Below are 15900 nucleotides of genomic sequence, written 5' to 3'. Positions count from 1 at the left end.
AGATTATGTTTTTCACTCAAATGTAACACTCTGGTAACTGGCTTAGGTGGAAACGGCTCTTATCTAAGAGTCACAACAGGATGTTGATTAAGTGGAAGGTAGCGTTTAGCTGAGTGTCGGCAACAACTCAACGCTAATACTGAACACTTAATTTTAAAATAATATAAAAAATCTCTAAGGAGAACAGTGTGAAGTTTTCAAAATCAATAGTGAGTTGCGCAATAGCGCTGGCACTCACACACTCAGTTGCAGTGCATGCAGAGGCAAAGTCTGGCAATAAACCGCTTTCTACTTCGGCACTTTCACAAGTTGGGCAAGTAAATGGAACAAGTAATCAGCTTAAGCTATCTCAAACGTCCTCGGGCCATGGCGATAACGAATTAATCTCAACACAACTTGGCACGTCGAATCTTACTGATGTCACTACGATTGGTAATGATAATACGACCACTGCTGAGCAGAGCGGTACGGGCAATGTCGCAATAATTACAACAACTGGCGACAATAACGAGCAGCTATATAGTCAAGATGGTGAGTCCAACGGAGCGTTAACTGAAGTCACCGGCGATCAAAACCATATTGATGTTCAGCAGTCAGGTGCTGGCTTACTGGGCATTAATAATGAGGCGATTAACGTCATTAATGGCGATCAAAACAGTATCACAGTTTCTCAAGGTTCTGGTGGTCAGTGGTTTTATAACTTAGACATGCAAGGCAGTCAAAACGAAGTTTCTGCGACACAAGATGGCACCTGGAATGAGGCAACACTTGAGTCTGTTCAAGGGGATATGAACCATGTCGTTTTAGAACAAGCTGGTTTGTACAATCAATACAAGGTTGTTGACTTGCAAGGTAGCGATAATGAGCTTGAGTCTAGTCAAAGTGGTGACTTTAACGCTATCACCATTGAAACGATTACCGGCGATCACAACCAGATTGAAATAGAACAGTCTGAAGGTGAAAGTAATACTGTTAATGTATTTGAAATTACAGGTAATGATAACGAGCTTAGCGTAGATCAAGAAGGCTCAACCAACGTCTTTAAGTCTGACGTCCTTGTTGGTAATGAGAACGAAGTTCGCACGGAGCAGCGTGGTGATGAAAACGTTGTGCTTGCGGATGCTGTTGGTGACAACAATGAACTTACTACTATGCAAATTGGTAATGGTAATGATACCTACCATGGTGTTGCTGGCGATAACAATGAATTTTCAGCAACACAAGTTGGTAATGCCAATATTGCCCATTTAGCTAGTTTTAATGGTAGCGACAACGATGTGGATATTGCTCAATCTGGCAATGAGAATATAGCCGTTGTTCAATCATCTTATCCAACCGTTAGCTTAGCAAGTGATGGCAACGCGGTAGACATTGCACAAGATGGCAATGGCAATGGTGTTGCTGTCACGATGAGCAGTGTGTTTGAAAGCAGCGCTAACCAAGTAGACATTGCCCAATCGGGTGAGTTCAATGCGATTGACCTAATGATTGAAGGTAGCCGCAATATGCTCGACATCACGCAAACGGGTGATAATAACTTTGTTATGGGTATGGGTTCTGAAGCCTTTGTTATTAATGGTGATGATAATGCCTTCACCGTAAGCCAAATTGGTAATGGCAATATTGTAGAAGGTGGTATTAGCGGTAGCGGTCAAAACATTACGGTCACACAAGTGGGTGACAATAATGTAGCAACGATCACCCAACAGTGATCCGCTTTACCAACGCACATGGGTAATACCAAGGGACTTAATTTTAGTCCCTTGGCTTTTCAAAGGACGACAATATCGTATACCTCACGTAACGAGTAAAACAATAATGATAAGAACACTACTCCTGAGCATTTTGTTTATCGCGACGATCTCTCCAAGTGCGCAAGAAGAAGTTGAAATTGATGGTTTAGTAATTGATCAAAGCATTAGCCGATTTGGACATCAGTTTTATTTCCAGTTTTCTCAGCTTTGGCGCGATGTGCCAAATACAGCAGGTATCAACATCACCGTAAAAGAAACCGTTTTGCCAAGAGCGGGCACACGCTTAGAGGTGCTGATGAATAGCCGAGCAGTATACGCAACGGCAATGGGACGGCGAGGCGGCTCGATAGATGAACGGGTAGAAACTGCCATTTTTACTATCATGGATGCAATGGCCAGAGCGCAATATCAACAAAATGGCTCAGAAGATTTAGCCGCAAGTGGGTGGTAACATGACAATAATAAAAACAATCGCTGCATGTAGTGCAGCAATATTCCTAATAACTAACAATGTGTTTGCTACTGAATTAGTATACAAGCCCATCAACCCAGCCTTTGGTGGCAATCCTTTAAATGCCAACATGCTGTTGAGCAAGGCACAATCACAAAATAAACATCGCGCGCCGATTGTCGAGAAAACCTATGACGAGAAGTTTCAGGAATCGCTCGAGCGCACCTATTTGAATCGTTTGGTTAGAGAAATCACCGACGTTGCCTTTGGTGACGATATTAAAGATAGTATTTTTGATCAGGACGCTACGTTCATGAGTGGAGATTATCAAATTCAGGTGATCACCAGCACTCCCGATACTATCACGGTGCGGATCACCAATATCTCATCCGGTGAAGAAACCATTCTTGAAGTGCCAAGGTTTTCTGGCTCACCAGACGGGGTATTTTAAATGTCTCGTATTCTTTTTGTTATGGCAGTTGTATTGCTTGGTGGCTGCACCAGTATGTCTCGAGTACTTCCCCCTGAGCAGAGTATTGCGGTAGAGCTGAGTGAAACCGAAACCTTTGCCCAGCTCAAAGCCCTCCCAAAACCTAGGGGCCGAATTCCTGTTTCTGTCTATTCTTTTCGCGATCAAACTGGGCAATATAAACCGCAAGATAATGTGAGCTCGTTCTCAACAGCGGTTACTCAGGGAGCCAATTCGATTTTAATGCAGGCTTTACATGAAACGGATTGGTTTATTCCCGTCGAGCGAGAAGGGCTACAAAATCTGCTTACCGAGCGTAAGATTATCCGTGCGGCCAATGATGATCAAGATGCGGCATTACCGCCGCTTATGACTGCCAAAATTATTTTAGAGGGCGGGATCATCAGCTATGACTCTAATATTCGCACCGGTGGATTAGGTATGGAGTACTTTGGTATTGGCGCCTCTGAGCTCTATCGAGAAGATATTATCTCTATTTACATGCGCGCGGTGGATGTGCGAACAGGTCAGGTATTACTTTCCGTTGCCAGCAGTAAAAAAGTACTGTCGATGGAAGTGCGTGCTGGGTTTTTCCGTTATGTTAGTTATAAGCGACTCGCTGAAGCTGAAGGCGGATTTAGTGACAATGAACCAATGCATATTTGCGTAACGCAAGCCATCGAAAAAGCACTTACGCTAATGGTAGAGCAGGGAATTGATAAAGGGATTTGGTCAGCCGCAACGGCATCTTAAGTGTGGTTGGCTATCTGAGTGCGGTACTATCAAGTAACCAAATGGCAAATTGCCGAGGCTTACACCTCGGCAATGTTATTACTCTGCAAATGCATCTTGCAGTGGTGGCACAACTTGCTTCTTACGGCTAAGTACGCCATCTAACCATACTTGGCTTGCTTCTGGTTTTGCATCGTATGCTTTAGCAATAATAGCTTCGTCATCTGAGGCAATTAGCATTTGTGAACCTTCTTTCATGATATCGGTAAGAAGTAGCATAACGCTGTGACGGTTGCCTTCTTCTTTTAGCTTCGCGATATCTGCGTGTAGCTCGTCTTTGATTTTGTCGAACACCGCAAGGTCAACCACTTCAAGTTGACCAATACCAACTAGGTTGCCATTCATATTGAAGTCTTTAAAGTCACGCATGACCAAATCGCGAATTGGCGTGCCGTCAACAGCTGACTTCACTTTGAACATTTCCATGCCTAATGCTTTTGCATCGTCAACGCCTGCGATTTCTGCCAGTGCTTCAACACATTTGATGTCTGCCGTGGTACAGGTTGGTGATTTGAAGATCACAGTGTCACTAAGGATTGCACACATCATAATCCCCGCGATGTTTGCTGGAATTTCTACGCCGTAGAAGTCGTACATCATTTTGATAATAGTGTTACTACAACCTACAGGACGGATCCAACACTCTAGCGGTGTAGAAGTTGTTAAATCACCTAGTTTGTGGTGGTCAACTACACCAACAACCGTTGCTTTGTCGATGTCATCTGGGGCTTGTGTCTTTTCTGTGTGGTCAACGATATAAACGTCTTCACCCGCATAGCTCATTTTTAGTTCTGGCGCTTCAAAGCCAAAACGGTCAAGGATAAACTGTGTTTCAGGCGATACTTCACCTAAACGTGTTGGGATTGCTTCTTCACCAATTTGGTTTTTTAAATAAGCAAGTGCGATTGCACCGCAGATTGAATCTGAATCAGGGATCTTGTGACCCACTACATACATTGCCATTGACGGAACTCCTTAAAATTTTGCCCACATTCTAGCAAAATAACTTGCCATTTAAATAGTGTAAATGCGCAATTTGGCGTAGATGAGGGCGTAAAATTGCAAGGTAGACAGCCGGTGTTTAAAGATTATTGATGCGCATGAAATAATCGCTTGGGGTAAGGCATATCAACGTGTATTAATGTCGTTGGGTATTATACACTAATAGCTCAAGTTAGGAGATGAGTATGATCCAAATGAGCCGCAAGGCATGGAATAATGTGGTGATATTTTCCATGTTATTAATGATTTTCTTTCTCAATGGTCTCCATTATAAATTGAACCCAGATGATGACGCTGCTGGTATACAGGCGGTGCTACCAGAGCAAAGCTTTGTACTAACCATCGCTTTTCCTGGGTATAAAGTTGAACGCATTGGCACAAGCTGGCGTATAGCATTACCGCCTGAGGAAGAAAAAGATTTCTCTGAAGCCGCGCTAAAAGCTTTGGTAGCAAAGTGGCAAAGTGCTCAGTTATTGGTTATTGATAAACCCGAGCAAATGGGGCAAGCATTGAGTGCTGCTCAGCTTTGGCTGGCAACTCAAGAGTTACCTTTGAGCTATCAACTGTACCAAAGCGAGAGTGACTTTTATTTGTTCGATAAACAAAAGCAGCGCTGGTTTGCGCTGACGCTCGAACAAGCCAAAGCGTTATTTTCACCCATTGAATTTTGATACAAATAAGAGATTAAGTGCGTGATGCCTGAATTACCAGAAGTCGAAGTAAGCCGGTTAGGCATTCAACCTTATTTAGAGCAACAAGTGATTGCCACAGTAAAAGTGCACAATAGCAAGCTGAGATGGCCCGTACCTGCTGATGTGAAACTGCTCGAAGGAGAAAAGGTGACGGCAGTAAAGCGACGCGCCAAATACCTGCTGATTGAATCAACTCACGGTACGGCAATTCTGCATTTAGGTATGTCCGGCAATTTACGAGTCGTAGATGCTCAAGCGCCTCTAAAAAAGCACGATCATGTAGAGATCATCTTAGCTACAGGTAAATCATTACGATTAAATGATCCTCGTCGCTTTGGAGCATTTTTATGGCAGCGCGCTGGTGAGCAACATACCGTGCTGGCAAAGCTTGGTCCAGAGCCTCTAACTGCGCTATTTACCGCTGAGCACTTGTTTGAAATGAGTCGAGGAAAGAAGCAAGCGGTAAAACAATTTATCATGGATAACAATGTAGTGGTTGGCGTGGGTAACATTTACGCCAATGAGTCTCTATTTAAAGCAGGGATCCACCCCAAAAAAGAAGCCGGTAAAATCTCGCTTAAGCGCTATCAACTTCTAACACCGATCATCAAAGAGACCCTCAGCGCTGCCATAAAGCAAGGTGGAACGACCCTAAAAGATTTTTCTCAAAGCGATGGTAAACCGGGTTACTTTGCCCAAGAATTGTTAGTGTATGGCCGTAAAGGGGAAGCGTGCGTAACTTGTGAAACACCGTTAAAAGAAATTCGCTTGGGGCAGCGTAGTACAGTTTATTGTGCCAAATGTCAGCGATAACCTTTATGCCTCGACTGACTAGCTTCCAGCCGTTTTGAAATCAATCTTGACTTGGTTTTCTTGCAGTGTAGCTGTGCATGGCGGATAGCTTCGCGTCGTTTTGTAAACTCGGTCGAAAATATGGATTTCAACGCCTGAGTGCAGGGCTTTATTCGCAGACAGCCTAGTGTTTTCCAATAAGGCATTTAGGTCATGATCAAGCTGATAAAGCTGCTTTTCTAGCTGCTCAGCTTGTTGGCAATAATGCATTTGTGTTGCGCCTATTTTCGTTTTAAGCGCCTGTTTTTTAGCGGTGTCTTTAACTAATTCCGCTTTTTCTATGGCCTGTTGAAGTTGATCTAACGACTCGTTTGTTGTTGCCACTTCTTTGAATAAGGTGTCTGTTTCTTCGGTGATTTTTAACCCTTTGCGCGCCAAGTAGACCATCATCTTTGCACCGGATTCACTGCCGATCTCTCCGGCAACCACCATTTGTGCATCTATGATTGAGCCGCCTATGAGTTTGCCATTAGGGTGATCTCCCGTGCCTACTTGGATCAGCTTCTCTGCTTTAATATCACAGTGATTACTTTGCTTGTTAATCAGCACATTCTCACCTTCAAGGTAAGTGTATTGACCATGGGCTATTTCAACATTGCCTTTGGCGATAAGTTTGCACGTTAGGCCCTGCTCGTTATTTTGATGATCTACATGACCAATCACACCACCTTTGACCTCGATACTACCACCAGCGATCAACTCACCAGACTCTACCGTGCCAAGGACGGTGATGTCTCCTTGCGCGGTAACATGCATACCAGGTTCAACATTGTGAGTAACCACAACGCTGCCATTAAAATCGACGTGGCCGCTTTTTACTGTGACATCTGCAATGGTAAAAACATCATCCACGCGCATACCATTCGCAATGTCTGACGGACAACCAGCAATGACGGCGATAAGCTCAAGTGGATTTTGCGGGTTTATCTCAGTGCCTTCTCCAGCCATAAGTTGAAACGAGTCGCCGGGTTTAGCTTCAATAGTTTCTCCTGTGACGGTAAACCCTTCTTTACCTGGTGTGGCTGGTTTTTGTGTAACGAGTAAATCGCCAGGGGCGACGCTGGCAAGCTTACCAAAGTCACGCATATCAACCGTGCCATCTTCACGCATTTTGGGTTGTTTTAGTCGCTCTTTTAATGTTTGCACATGAGCGAGCAGCTTAGCCGGTTGGCCATCTTGTGGTGGCCGCCCCTGTGCAATTACGCCAGACGCTTCTTCGCCGGGGGAAAGCTCAAACTGTTTACTGAGAATCTTTTCAAGGTAGGCTTGTTTATAGCCGCGACTAACACCTGCTTTGATGATGACTTTTTTGGCATCTTCTAGGGTAATCGTTTTACCACCTTGTGCCGTTTTTAACTGGGCAACGGCCTGCATTTTATCGTCGCTCAGTGTGACGCTAAACTCGGCATCATGTTGTTTCGCAACCACCAACTGGCTTTCTGGAAACTCACTTTTGAAATAGGCATCGATGGATTCATGGTCAACTTCGCAAGCGGCAAATTTCGACTTCTCAAGCGCTTCAACAATAAAGGCAGCACTAGGCGGTGAAACCGATTTCACATCCATCAAAATATTGCCGTTATGCGCGAGTTTGAACACGATGACTGCCTCGTTGAAACTGTACCCTATATTCTCAGCTTGCTAAATAAACGTTAAATGGTCAAGTGCTTAGGGCTAATTTCTTAGATAATAGTGCACTCAGCTTAAAAACGCGGAGAAATTGCGGTTTTCTAGTACTTTTGACTGATCAATAAATACGTATAATCAAAATGAAACTGGCTGATTCCGCGCCGCTTGCAGCAAAATTTTAATCGCTTCAGGAACCACTTTTTTATGTGTCGATATGGCATAAAAATACTCATATATATCAGGAAGATCTTGATACTGTTGTAGTACTCCTTGGGCAATTTCGTCTTTCACTACAACGGCGGGTAAAACGGCAATGGCGCCGCTGTCTCGGGCGAGTAATCGCATCATTGCCATATCGTCCACTTCAGCCAGTATATTTGGAAAATATTGGTATTGTGCACATAGTGCATTAAATGCAGTTCGCAGATCTGAGTTGGCAGGCGGCAAAATCCAGCGAGTTTGCTCAAACCCCTGAGGGAATGGTGTAGTTGGTTTGAGATGCGGCGGTCCAATAATTGCCAATGGCTGTTTAGCGACCTCTTGGCATTGCCAGTAAGGATCTGAGGTATCTAGGTTGACGGTACGATTGGTCAAGACCAGATCCAACTCGTGATTGGTCAGCCCATTTAACAGCTCAGAAATACTGCCCGACTTTAACGTAAACTGCACATCACTACGTTGCATTAGTGGGCTGATAAAGGCTTCCACAAAGTTACGCGAAAGTGTGGTTAGTACACCAATGGTGACATGAGTAGTCGATTGCACACCTCGGCTTAACAAAGCTTCAAGCTCTTGCCCTGTGGTAAAAATATCATCGGCATAACTCAGTACTTTTTTCCCCTGATCGGTAAGCATTAAGCTGCGACCAACACGTTCAAACAACGACACCCCCACATTATGTTCAAGCTGCTTAATCTGTGCAGAGAGCGCAGACTGGGAGACGTGCAAAGTTTTGGCTACTTGAGTAAGGTTGCCAACCTTGGCAACTTGCCAAAAATAATACAAGTGATGATAGTTGAGTCGACTCATCTTAATACATAATAAAAACAGAACGAATAGTTAAATTATATCTATTTTTCTTAATTTAAAAAGGTTGAAATAATACCGGTATCTTAGGTCTAGAAAAGAAGCTTAGAGAGTGATTACTAACGTTTTGGTTGTTTTACTGCTGCTACACTTTTTGACTGCCGCGTCCTTTATGGGCAAATCCACTCGTACTAATACGAGCCTGCTGCGCGCGACAAATGTTTTTGCACTCGGAGTGGCTGCGTGTGTTATCGCGGCCTGGGGCTTGTGGGCGACGGCAAAGCTTACTGCGAGCACATGGTTTGAAATGAACTTTTTACGGCTTAGTGTCGTGTCTTTGATTAGCTTTATGAGCTTTATATTGCTGCGCTACTCTATTCATTATCTTGCCGGTGAAAAGCACCGAAACCGCTATTTTCGCTATCTGTTGATCACATTGTTGAGTGTCACTGTGGTGGTACTAAGCAACCACCTCGCGTTGTTTTGGTTAGCTTGGGTGGGTATAAGCTTGAGCCTACACCGTCTTTTATTGTTTTATCCCAACCGTCCTAGAGCTGCATTAGCTGCACATAAAAAGTTTATTCTTGCGCGGCTCGCTGAAAGCGCGTTACTTGGTGCTTTTATTTGCCTTTACTTAAGCACCGGTATGCTGCAACTCAGCGACATCAGCGCATATTACAGCGCGCACACCGGAGCGCTCAGTACCTTAGAGCAAGTTGCGGCTTGTCTTCTCGCCCTTGTAGCCTTGATTAAGTGTGCTCAACTGCCCGTGCATGGCTGGCTAATGCAAGTTGTGGAATCGCCAACGCCGGTTAGTGCATTATTGCACGCGGGGATCATCAACTTAGGCGGCTTTTTAGTGATGACTTTTGGTCCGCTTATTTTACGGGTTGATGCCGCGAAATGGCTGCTATTAATTGTGGCTGGGATCACAACTTTACTTGCCGCACTTATCATGACCACTCGGATCAGCTTGAAGGTACGACTCGCTTGGTCCACTTGTGCACAAATGGGGTTAATGCTGGTGGAGTGTGCGCTTGGACTATACGAATTAGCACTCCTGCATCTTTTAGCGCATTCAGCATACAAGGCACACGCATTTTTAAACGCCAGTCAGTGGCTTTATGAAGATTTGACCCGTCGAATGAGTAACCAAACCGAGCCTCCCTTGTGGCAATGGTTGGTAGCGCTGTGTGGCGCTCTGGCTTTGACTTACGCTGCCGCTGTGGTGATCGCATACCAAGGTCCGGTGAGCATTTGGGCATTAATGGTAGGGGCGCTGACGGTATGGCTGGCGCTACGTTTTGAAGCACAAGTCGCGAGCAGTTATTTTAGAATTATCGCGATTGCAGTGCTGTTGCTAGCGGCCTACAGTCTACAAAAATGGGTGTTCCATTCAGTGATTGTATTGCCCAGTGAGCTCAGAGCCCAAGCGCTGTCTCCTGCAGATCTTTGGTTACTCGGTATCGTCGTTACTTTGGTTGTAGTGAATTACTTATTGTATTACCGCGCACAATTACCCTCGATACAAAAACTTTCACGGGTGTTATATGCGGGACTGTACTTAGATGAATGGATGACACGCCTGACCATATTTATTTGGCCCGTGCATTTACCAAGGACCAAAAAGCAGAAGCACTTGGCAATGCATCGATACGCAGCCGGTCATGAGGAGCAGAAGTAGTGTTGAATATGCAAAATAAACCAATCACTCCGTTGTCAGCGCCACAACAGCAGCAGTTGCTTAGCGCTGAAGCTCGAATCGCGCCAACTTGGCCATTAGATCAACTGATAGCAGTCAATCCATTTTGGGGCATGAGAGAGTTACCCTTTGATGCCGTGGCCCATAAAATGAGTGCCTTGGCGCAGGTGAGGATGTTGATGCCAGTTGCTTTTTATGTCGCGCAGTGGCAGCAACAAGCCATTCAAGAAGCCGCGCTACAACAGGCTGCACAGCATTATGACGTGTTGCGTGGTACAACCGAGCTGCTTAACTGGCTCAAGCAGAGCCACTGCGGTGAGCTACCCCATTGGCATACGTTGGCCGATTTACTCGACCGTCATCGCTCTGAGCATAAGATGCCGTGGCAAGAAGAGATCAGTCATCAGATCAGCCAATTTTGTGCCGCGCATTATCAGCAAGTACAGCCGATCTTGAAACAAACTCATGGGCAAGACAAACTTTGTTTATATCGTCATTGGCATGAAACCGTATCGCGAGATTTGGGGATCAGCATAGTGATGGGAGAGTCCGGACTGGCTGACTATTTCAAAGCATTGCCGACAGATCCTGACACCCTTATCGCGTTAGCCGTAGAGACCTTGGAAGTCGACTTTAATGCGCTTAGCGATTACGCGCATATGTTGCTGCTGGATATTAATGGCTGGGGCTCATGGGTTGCGTATGAGCGTTGGCAGGCCGATTTAGCCAAGCAGCCGGCGTCAGATATGCGCGCATTATTGGCGATCCGCATGGCATGGGAGTTAGTGATTTGGCAATATGTGAGCGACCGTCATCCCACAACGTTTACGCGCATAAAATATCATTGGAACAAGCAAAAGCTGCAATTACCAGAGATTATTGCAGAGCACAAAAGTGCGCTGCTCCCGCGTATGGTATTTCAGCGAGCACTCGAATTAAGTTATCAAATGACGCTAACAGAGCAGCTGCTTGCAGATCTACCAAGTGCAAACCATGAGGTTACCTTGCAGGCCGCTTTTTGTATTGATGTGCGCTCAGAAGTTATCCGCAGAGCCCTTGAAGCACAGAATGCAGGTATTCAAACGCTTGGATATGCCGGCTTTTTTGGCCTGCCACTGGAGTATCATGCGACCAATTGTCGCTTTAGCCGACCGCAATTACCTGGGTTGTTAAAAGCGCCAATTACTGCAATACAAACCCCTGCGCCTCAAGCTCTTGCGACCCACCGGCAGCAAGCTGGACGCTGGCATAGTTGGTCACATTCTGCGGCGGCGTCGTTTTCTATGGTTGAGTCCATGGGGATGAGCTATTTTTATCAATTATTAAGCAAGGTCTTTGCGCTGGATTCAGCCAGACACCCCGTGGACAGCCATATTGATGATCGCAAGTGGCGCCTAAAACAAGATGGCAAAGACATTTGTGCTGCTGATCAAGCCAAACTTGCAGCTGGGATATTGGCGGGAATGGGCTTAAAGACATTTGCGGATACCGTACTTTTGGTTGGCCATGGCGCGCACACCACCAATAATTTACATGAAGCTGGGTTGCAATGTGGGGCATGTGGTGGTCAGTCTGGCGAGGTGAATGTGAAAGTGTTAGCACAGCTTTTAAATGACCCTGCCGTGCGCACTGAGCTCAGTAAGTTAGAAGTAAATATTCCAGCAAATACTCGTTTTGTCGCTGCGCTTCACAATACCACCACTGAAGCCATTGTAACGTATGATGACGTGAGTCAGGATGTTTCTGAGTGGTTACAGCAGGCATCACATATGGCGCGTGTTGAACGGGCACAAACACTGGCGTTGAACCCTGAAGGCATGTCGCAGCAAGCATTACATAAGCAGTTTATTGCTCGGACTACCGACTGGTCTCAAGTTCGCCCTGAGTGGGGGCTTGCCAACAATGCTGCTTTTATTGTGGCACCAAGAAAAACCACACAAGGGCTGGACCTACAAGGGCGTGTATTTCTTCACGAATATGATTGCCAGCAAGACCCAGACTTTAGTCAATTAACCACAATCTTAACGGCACCTATGTTGGTGACCAACTGGATCAATATGCAATATAACGCCTCGGTAACCGACACACACAAGTATGGCAGTGGTAATAAGGTGCTGCATAATGTGGTAGGAGGGCGAATAGGGGTATTCGAGGGGAATGGTGGAGACTTACGTATTGGTTTGCCTATTCAATCTGTTCACAATGGCGAAAAATGGATGCACACCCCGCAGCGACTAAGTGTTTTCGTGCAAGCCCCTGAAGACGCGCTAACTCGTATAATGGCTGAGCATGAAGTGGTGAAACAACTGGTTGAAAACGAATGGCTATACTTATTGGCTATCGCCCCTGATGGTCAGAGTGTGAGCCGCTTCCAACATGGTCAGTGGCTACCGTTGTGTTAATGTTAAGTGGCCTCCTTCACTGAACAAACTTGAGTGAGGGAGGCCGGTTTTTACTAAAACTTAGCGGTCACACTCAGTTTTGAGGTGCGTCCAGGCCCTGGCATTAGGCTCAAGGCTAAGGCATCAAGGTAAAATTCGTTAGTGACATTATCAATATGGAAATTAACCTCAACATGTTCACTCAACTGGTATTTGGCGTACACATCGACTAAGCGATACGACTCGGTTGGCGTGTGCGCAGCTGTTCCATGCCAGTTTTGCCAACCGCTATCGCGGTCGAAATCGGTTTCTGGTGCGCCGGTATACGTAATGCGCGTGCCAATCTCTAACTTCTCGTCTAGCAAGTTCAGGCCTAAGATTGCAGTGGCGGCCTTTTTTGGGGGAATGTGGTTAGACACATAGTTACCAGAAAACCCAAAGCTTGAACAATCAGGTACTTCGTCAGTTAAGCCACTTTTGTCTCGTATATATTGCGCTGTTTGTGAGTCACAAAGCTTGACGTCGGTGTAATAAGTGGCGCTAAGATCAGCAAACACAGGGCCGTATGCTAAGTAAGACTGAAACTCTATGCCCTTGGTTGCAAACTCATCGGTATTACCTATGGTTAACGTAACATCGTAAGGACGAATAAGGGTACGATCAGTCACCGTTCGGCGCGTGATGTAGTTATCTATGGTGTTATCGAAATAGGCTAACTTAATCCGAGATGTGGTGCTGCCAAATAGCGCATCATCAATATAGGAAATACCGAGTTCCCAGTTTTTGGCGCGCTCCGGGTCTACCTCAAATATCACGCTTGCCACCGACCAACCTAAGGTTGATTCCATAATGCTGGGCATTCTCATGGCCTCGCTATATCTTAAATAACCGAGCCAGTAGTCATTCAGTTGTCCATTGATAGCAAAGTTTGCGGTAAAGCCATCATCTCGACGTGATGCGGTTTCGCCTATGGTATAAGTGCCAAGTCCCTCGCTGCGCTCAGCCCAACCCAGCGAACTGTCTACGTAGTCAACTTGAGAAATATCGACAGGGTCTTGTCCCCATGCGCTGACTTCGCCTGTTCCGGTGACGCGAGGATCGTTTGCGTCGCTATAGTTACCGTCACTATCGGCATACCAGCGCGCTTCGCCTAGGCTGTTGTTGTCAGCATCCCAAAGTTGAATGACTTGATACTTTTTAGTGTCTTCTTCCCAATATGCATTGTGGTCATTAACACGAAACCAAGTGTAGCGACCGCCAAGCTCTAAGCTGAGCCAGGATGTTGGCGCCCATTTGGACTGCACAAATAGGCTGCTCTCATAACGTGTGCCATCGCGGTGCTTACGGTTGGTTTGAAGATCGGTTTGGCTATAGTGAACATCATCGCCAGGGCCAACATCTTCTTTTTGGAATGTGTAGCCGTAATCGAGCGTTAATATGCCTTGATCGGCGAAGCTAAACAGGCTTTGGTTACTTAATTCAACGCCCGTACGCTGGGCTTGGGTTTTCGCTAAGTAAAGTATATCAACGCAAGCTTCGCATTCATGATCGCCAGTAAACTCTTTACCTTCTAATGGGTTGCCAAACACATTGCCGTTGTAGGCCTTTGAGTCTGTTGTTGTGAACCATACATTCGCTTTAAGCTTTTTTAATAGTGGATCTGTGGCAGAACTGTATTGATAACGTAAGCTGTAGGCGTCGACGTCTTGTTTGGAGTGCTTCCATTGGCTCAGAGTATCGCCTGAGTTGCGATAAATTTGTGAGGCCATGATCTCACCGTAGTCGGCATCAAAGCCACGGTAACTGAACTCTAAAGCAGAGTTATCGTTAATCATCCAAGTTGGCTTGATAAGTAAAGAGCGGGTTTTATTGGCCGTATTTAGTACTTCTTCACCGGCTTTGTAAAATCGTGCGATCCCTTCTTCGGTCTTGGTGTACTTTGTCTCGATCCATTCGCCATTGACCTCTTCCCAGTCACTGGCTGGAGCTTCATAAAAGTAACGCTCTCGGTCTTTTTCTCCGGCAAAATAGTTGCCTGCATCGCGGTTTGCTGCGGCAAGTACAATGCTAAAATCCTCTTGCTCCGACGCAAAAGCGATATTATAAAAATGGGCGTCGCTGTCGAGTAAGCTAGGTGCATCGTCTCGAGGCGTGGCATGGAAGTCACTTGGTGCGTGACGTGTGTTGCTTTGTACACCGGCTTTTATTCGAACCCCAGTGCGCTCGCCAGCTTGGATAATATCTTTGGTTTTAAGCGTATCCATGACCACAACACCGCCAACAGCACCTGTACCATGTTCACTATTATTGGGGCCTTTGTTTATGTGTATGGTGCTTAACAGATCTGGGTCGACATAGGCTCTATCTGAGATCCCTGCGTAGCCTCGATATACGGTGGTGCTTTGGATAGCACCGTCGATCACAACCGGTACTCGGTTTTGTCCTTGCATGCCTCGAATATTGACGTCAATGGCTCCGCCGTTACGAGATTCACCGACCTGTACACCGGGAATGCCTTTTAATATGTCGGCCGCTGACGTGCCACGAAACTGTGCGATTTTATCGCTATCGACAAAAACCGCTGAGCTGGTTTTTAAATAGGGCAAGTCGGCTTGTTCTACTTGGCTTTCGTCAAACATACCCGGTGCAATAAAGCTACCAGCAACCTGAATGGCACTTAATTCAGTGGCAGTTACTGAGCTTTTGGATTGATGCAAGATAATGGCATTGTCTTCTATGGTCATGCTCAGGCCTGAGCCTTGTAATACTTGTGTAAGTGCATCTCTTACGGTGGCTGGGCCTTGGAGTCTGGGGGCTGTGTGTGATTGGATCAATTCAGGTTCAAAAATCAACGTCATATTTGACTGTTGTGCAATATCTATTAAGGTTTGCTCTAGCGACTGCGGTTGGATGTCGAGCATCAATACTTGCGTATTGGCTTGTGCGGTGACGCTTTGCGTAGCAAGCGCTGCGGCCAGCGCTACTGTTGTAAGCTTTAACTTGTTCATGTTGTTCTCGGAGAATGGTTTTATCTATAAAAACGAATGAGAACTATTTTTCCGTACCTGTATTGATGCATTATTTTAAAAAGTAGGGGCTAGTTGGTCGTTGCCACCTACTTTTTATACCAAATGTATTAGGGCCTGTTGA

The 15900-nt window shown here is 45.7% G+C and carries 12 protein-coding genes; 8 read left to right on the top strand and 4 right to left on the bottom strand.

All coding sequences use genetic code 11. The features are described from left to right. Positions 1 to 188 precede the first annotated feature (188 nt). The 4 genes from CEX98_RS00820 (at position 189) to CEX98_RS00805 (ending at position 3427) form a co-directional block, all read left to right on the top strand. A complete protein-coding gene (locus CEX98_RS00820) occupies positions 189 to 1712 on the top strand; it encodes a curlin repeat-containing protein (RefSeq protein ID WP_099640247.1) in 1524 nt (507 codons plus the stop codon). 106 nt (positions 1713 to 1818) lie between these two features. Beyond that, positions 1819 to 2205, top strand: a complete 387-nt coding sequence (locus tag CEX98_RS00815; protein ID WP_242441583.1) for a curli production assembly/transport protein CsgE — start codon at positions 1819 to 1821, stop codon at positions 2203 to 2205. A 1-nt stretch (position 2206) separates the two neighbouring features. Then, positions 2207 to 2656 carry a curli assembly protein CsgF gene (locus CEX98_RS00810; protein WP_099640246.1) on the top strand — a complete coding sequence of 150 codons (450 nt, stop codon included), beginning with the start codon at positions 2207 to 2209 and terminating at the stop codon, positions 2654 to 2656. Further along, the gene (locus tag CEX98_RS00805) at positions 2657 to 3427 is read left to right on the top strand and encodes a CsgG/HfaB family protein (protein WP_099640245.1); all 771 of its coding nucleotides are present in this window, start codon (positions 2657 to 2659) and stop codon (positions 3425 to 3427) included. 78 nt (positions 3428 to 3505) lie between these two features. On the opposite strand, the gene CEX98_RS00800 is transcribed toward CEX98_RS00805, so the two are convergent. Continuing rightward, the gene (locus CEX98_RS00800; protein WP_099640244.1) at positions 3506 to 4429 is read right to left on the bottom strand and encodes a manganese-dependent inorganic pyrophosphatase; all 924 of its coding nucleotides are present in this window, start codon (positions 4427 to 4429) and stop codon (positions 3506 to 3508) included. Positions 4430 to 4653: 224 nt separating this feature from the next. On the opposite strand from CEX98_RS00800, the gene CEX98_RS00795 reads away from it, so the two are divergent. Beyond that, positions 4654 to 5139: a hypothetical protein gene (locus CEX98_RS00795; RefSeq protein WP_099640243.1), complete on the top strand. Its 486-nt coding sequence runs from the start codon at positions 4654 to 4656 to the stop codon at positions 5137 to 5139. A gap of 24 nt (positions 5140 to 5163) precedes the next feature. Next, positions 5164 to 5973, top strand: a complete 810-nt coding sequence (gene mutM / locus CEX98_RS00790; RefSeq protein WP_099640242.1) for a bifunctional DNA-formamidopyrimidine glycosylase/DNA-(apurinic or apyrimidinic site) lyase — start codon at positions 5164 to 5166, stop codon at positions 5971 to 5973. Between the two features lie 18 nt (positions 5974 to 5991). On the opposite strand, the gene CEX98_RS00785 is transcribed toward mutM, so the two are convergent. Further along, positions 5992 to 7611 carry a DUF342 domain-containing protein gene (locus tag CEX98_RS00785; RefSeq protein ID WP_099640241.1) on the bottom strand — a complete coding sequence of 540 codons (1620 nt, stop codon included), beginning with the start codon at positions 7609 to 7611 and terminating at the stop codon, positions 5992 to 5994. 165 nt (positions 7612 to 7776) lie between these two features. Further along, positions 7777 to 8670 carry a LysR family transcriptional regulator gene (locus tag CEX98_RS00780; RefSeq protein WP_099640240.1) on the bottom strand — a complete coding sequence of 298 codons (894 nt, stop codon included), beginning with the start codon at positions 8668 to 8670 and terminating at the stop codon, positions 7777 to 7779. A 109-nt stretch (positions 8671 to 8779) separates the two neighbouring features. Between CEX98_RS00780 and CEX98_RS00775 the strand changes: the two genes are divergently transcribed. Both CEX98_RS00775 and CEX98_RS00770 read left to right on the top strand, forming a co-directional pair. Then, on the top strand, positions 8780 to 10351 hold the full coding sequence (locus CEX98_RS00775) for an NADH-quinone oxidoreductase subunit L (RefSeq protein ID WP_242441582.1): 1572 nt from the start codon (positions 8780 to 8782) through the stop codon (positions 10349 to 10351). An 8-nt stretch (positions 10352 to 10359) separates the two neighbouring features. Then, positions 10360 to 12771 (top strand): YbcC family protein, encoded by a 2412-nt coding sequence (locus CEX98_RS00770; protein ID WP_242441581.1) that lies wholly within the window; start codon positions 10360 to 10362, stop codon positions 12769 to 12771. Positions 12772 to 12824: 53 nt separating this feature from the next. On the opposite strand, the gene CEX98_RS00765 is transcribed toward CEX98_RS00770, so the two are convergent. Continuing rightward, complete coding sequence (locus CEX98_RS00765; RefSeq protein ID WP_099640238.1) at positions 12825 to 15758, bottom strand: TonB-dependent receptor; 2934 nt, start codon at positions 15756 to 15758, stop codon at positions 12825 to 12827. Positions 15759 to 15900 lie beyond the last annotated feature (142 nt).

This window comes from Pseudoalteromonas piscicida, assembly GCF_002744175.1.
In the GTDB taxonomy this organism is placed as follows: Bacteria; Pseudomonadota; Gammaproteobacteria; order Enterobacterales; family Alteromonadaceae; genus Pseudoalteromonas; species Pseudoalteromonas piscicida_B.
Note: the sequence above shows the minus strand (reverse complement) of the source record. Positions and strands in the feature narration are given on the sequence as shown.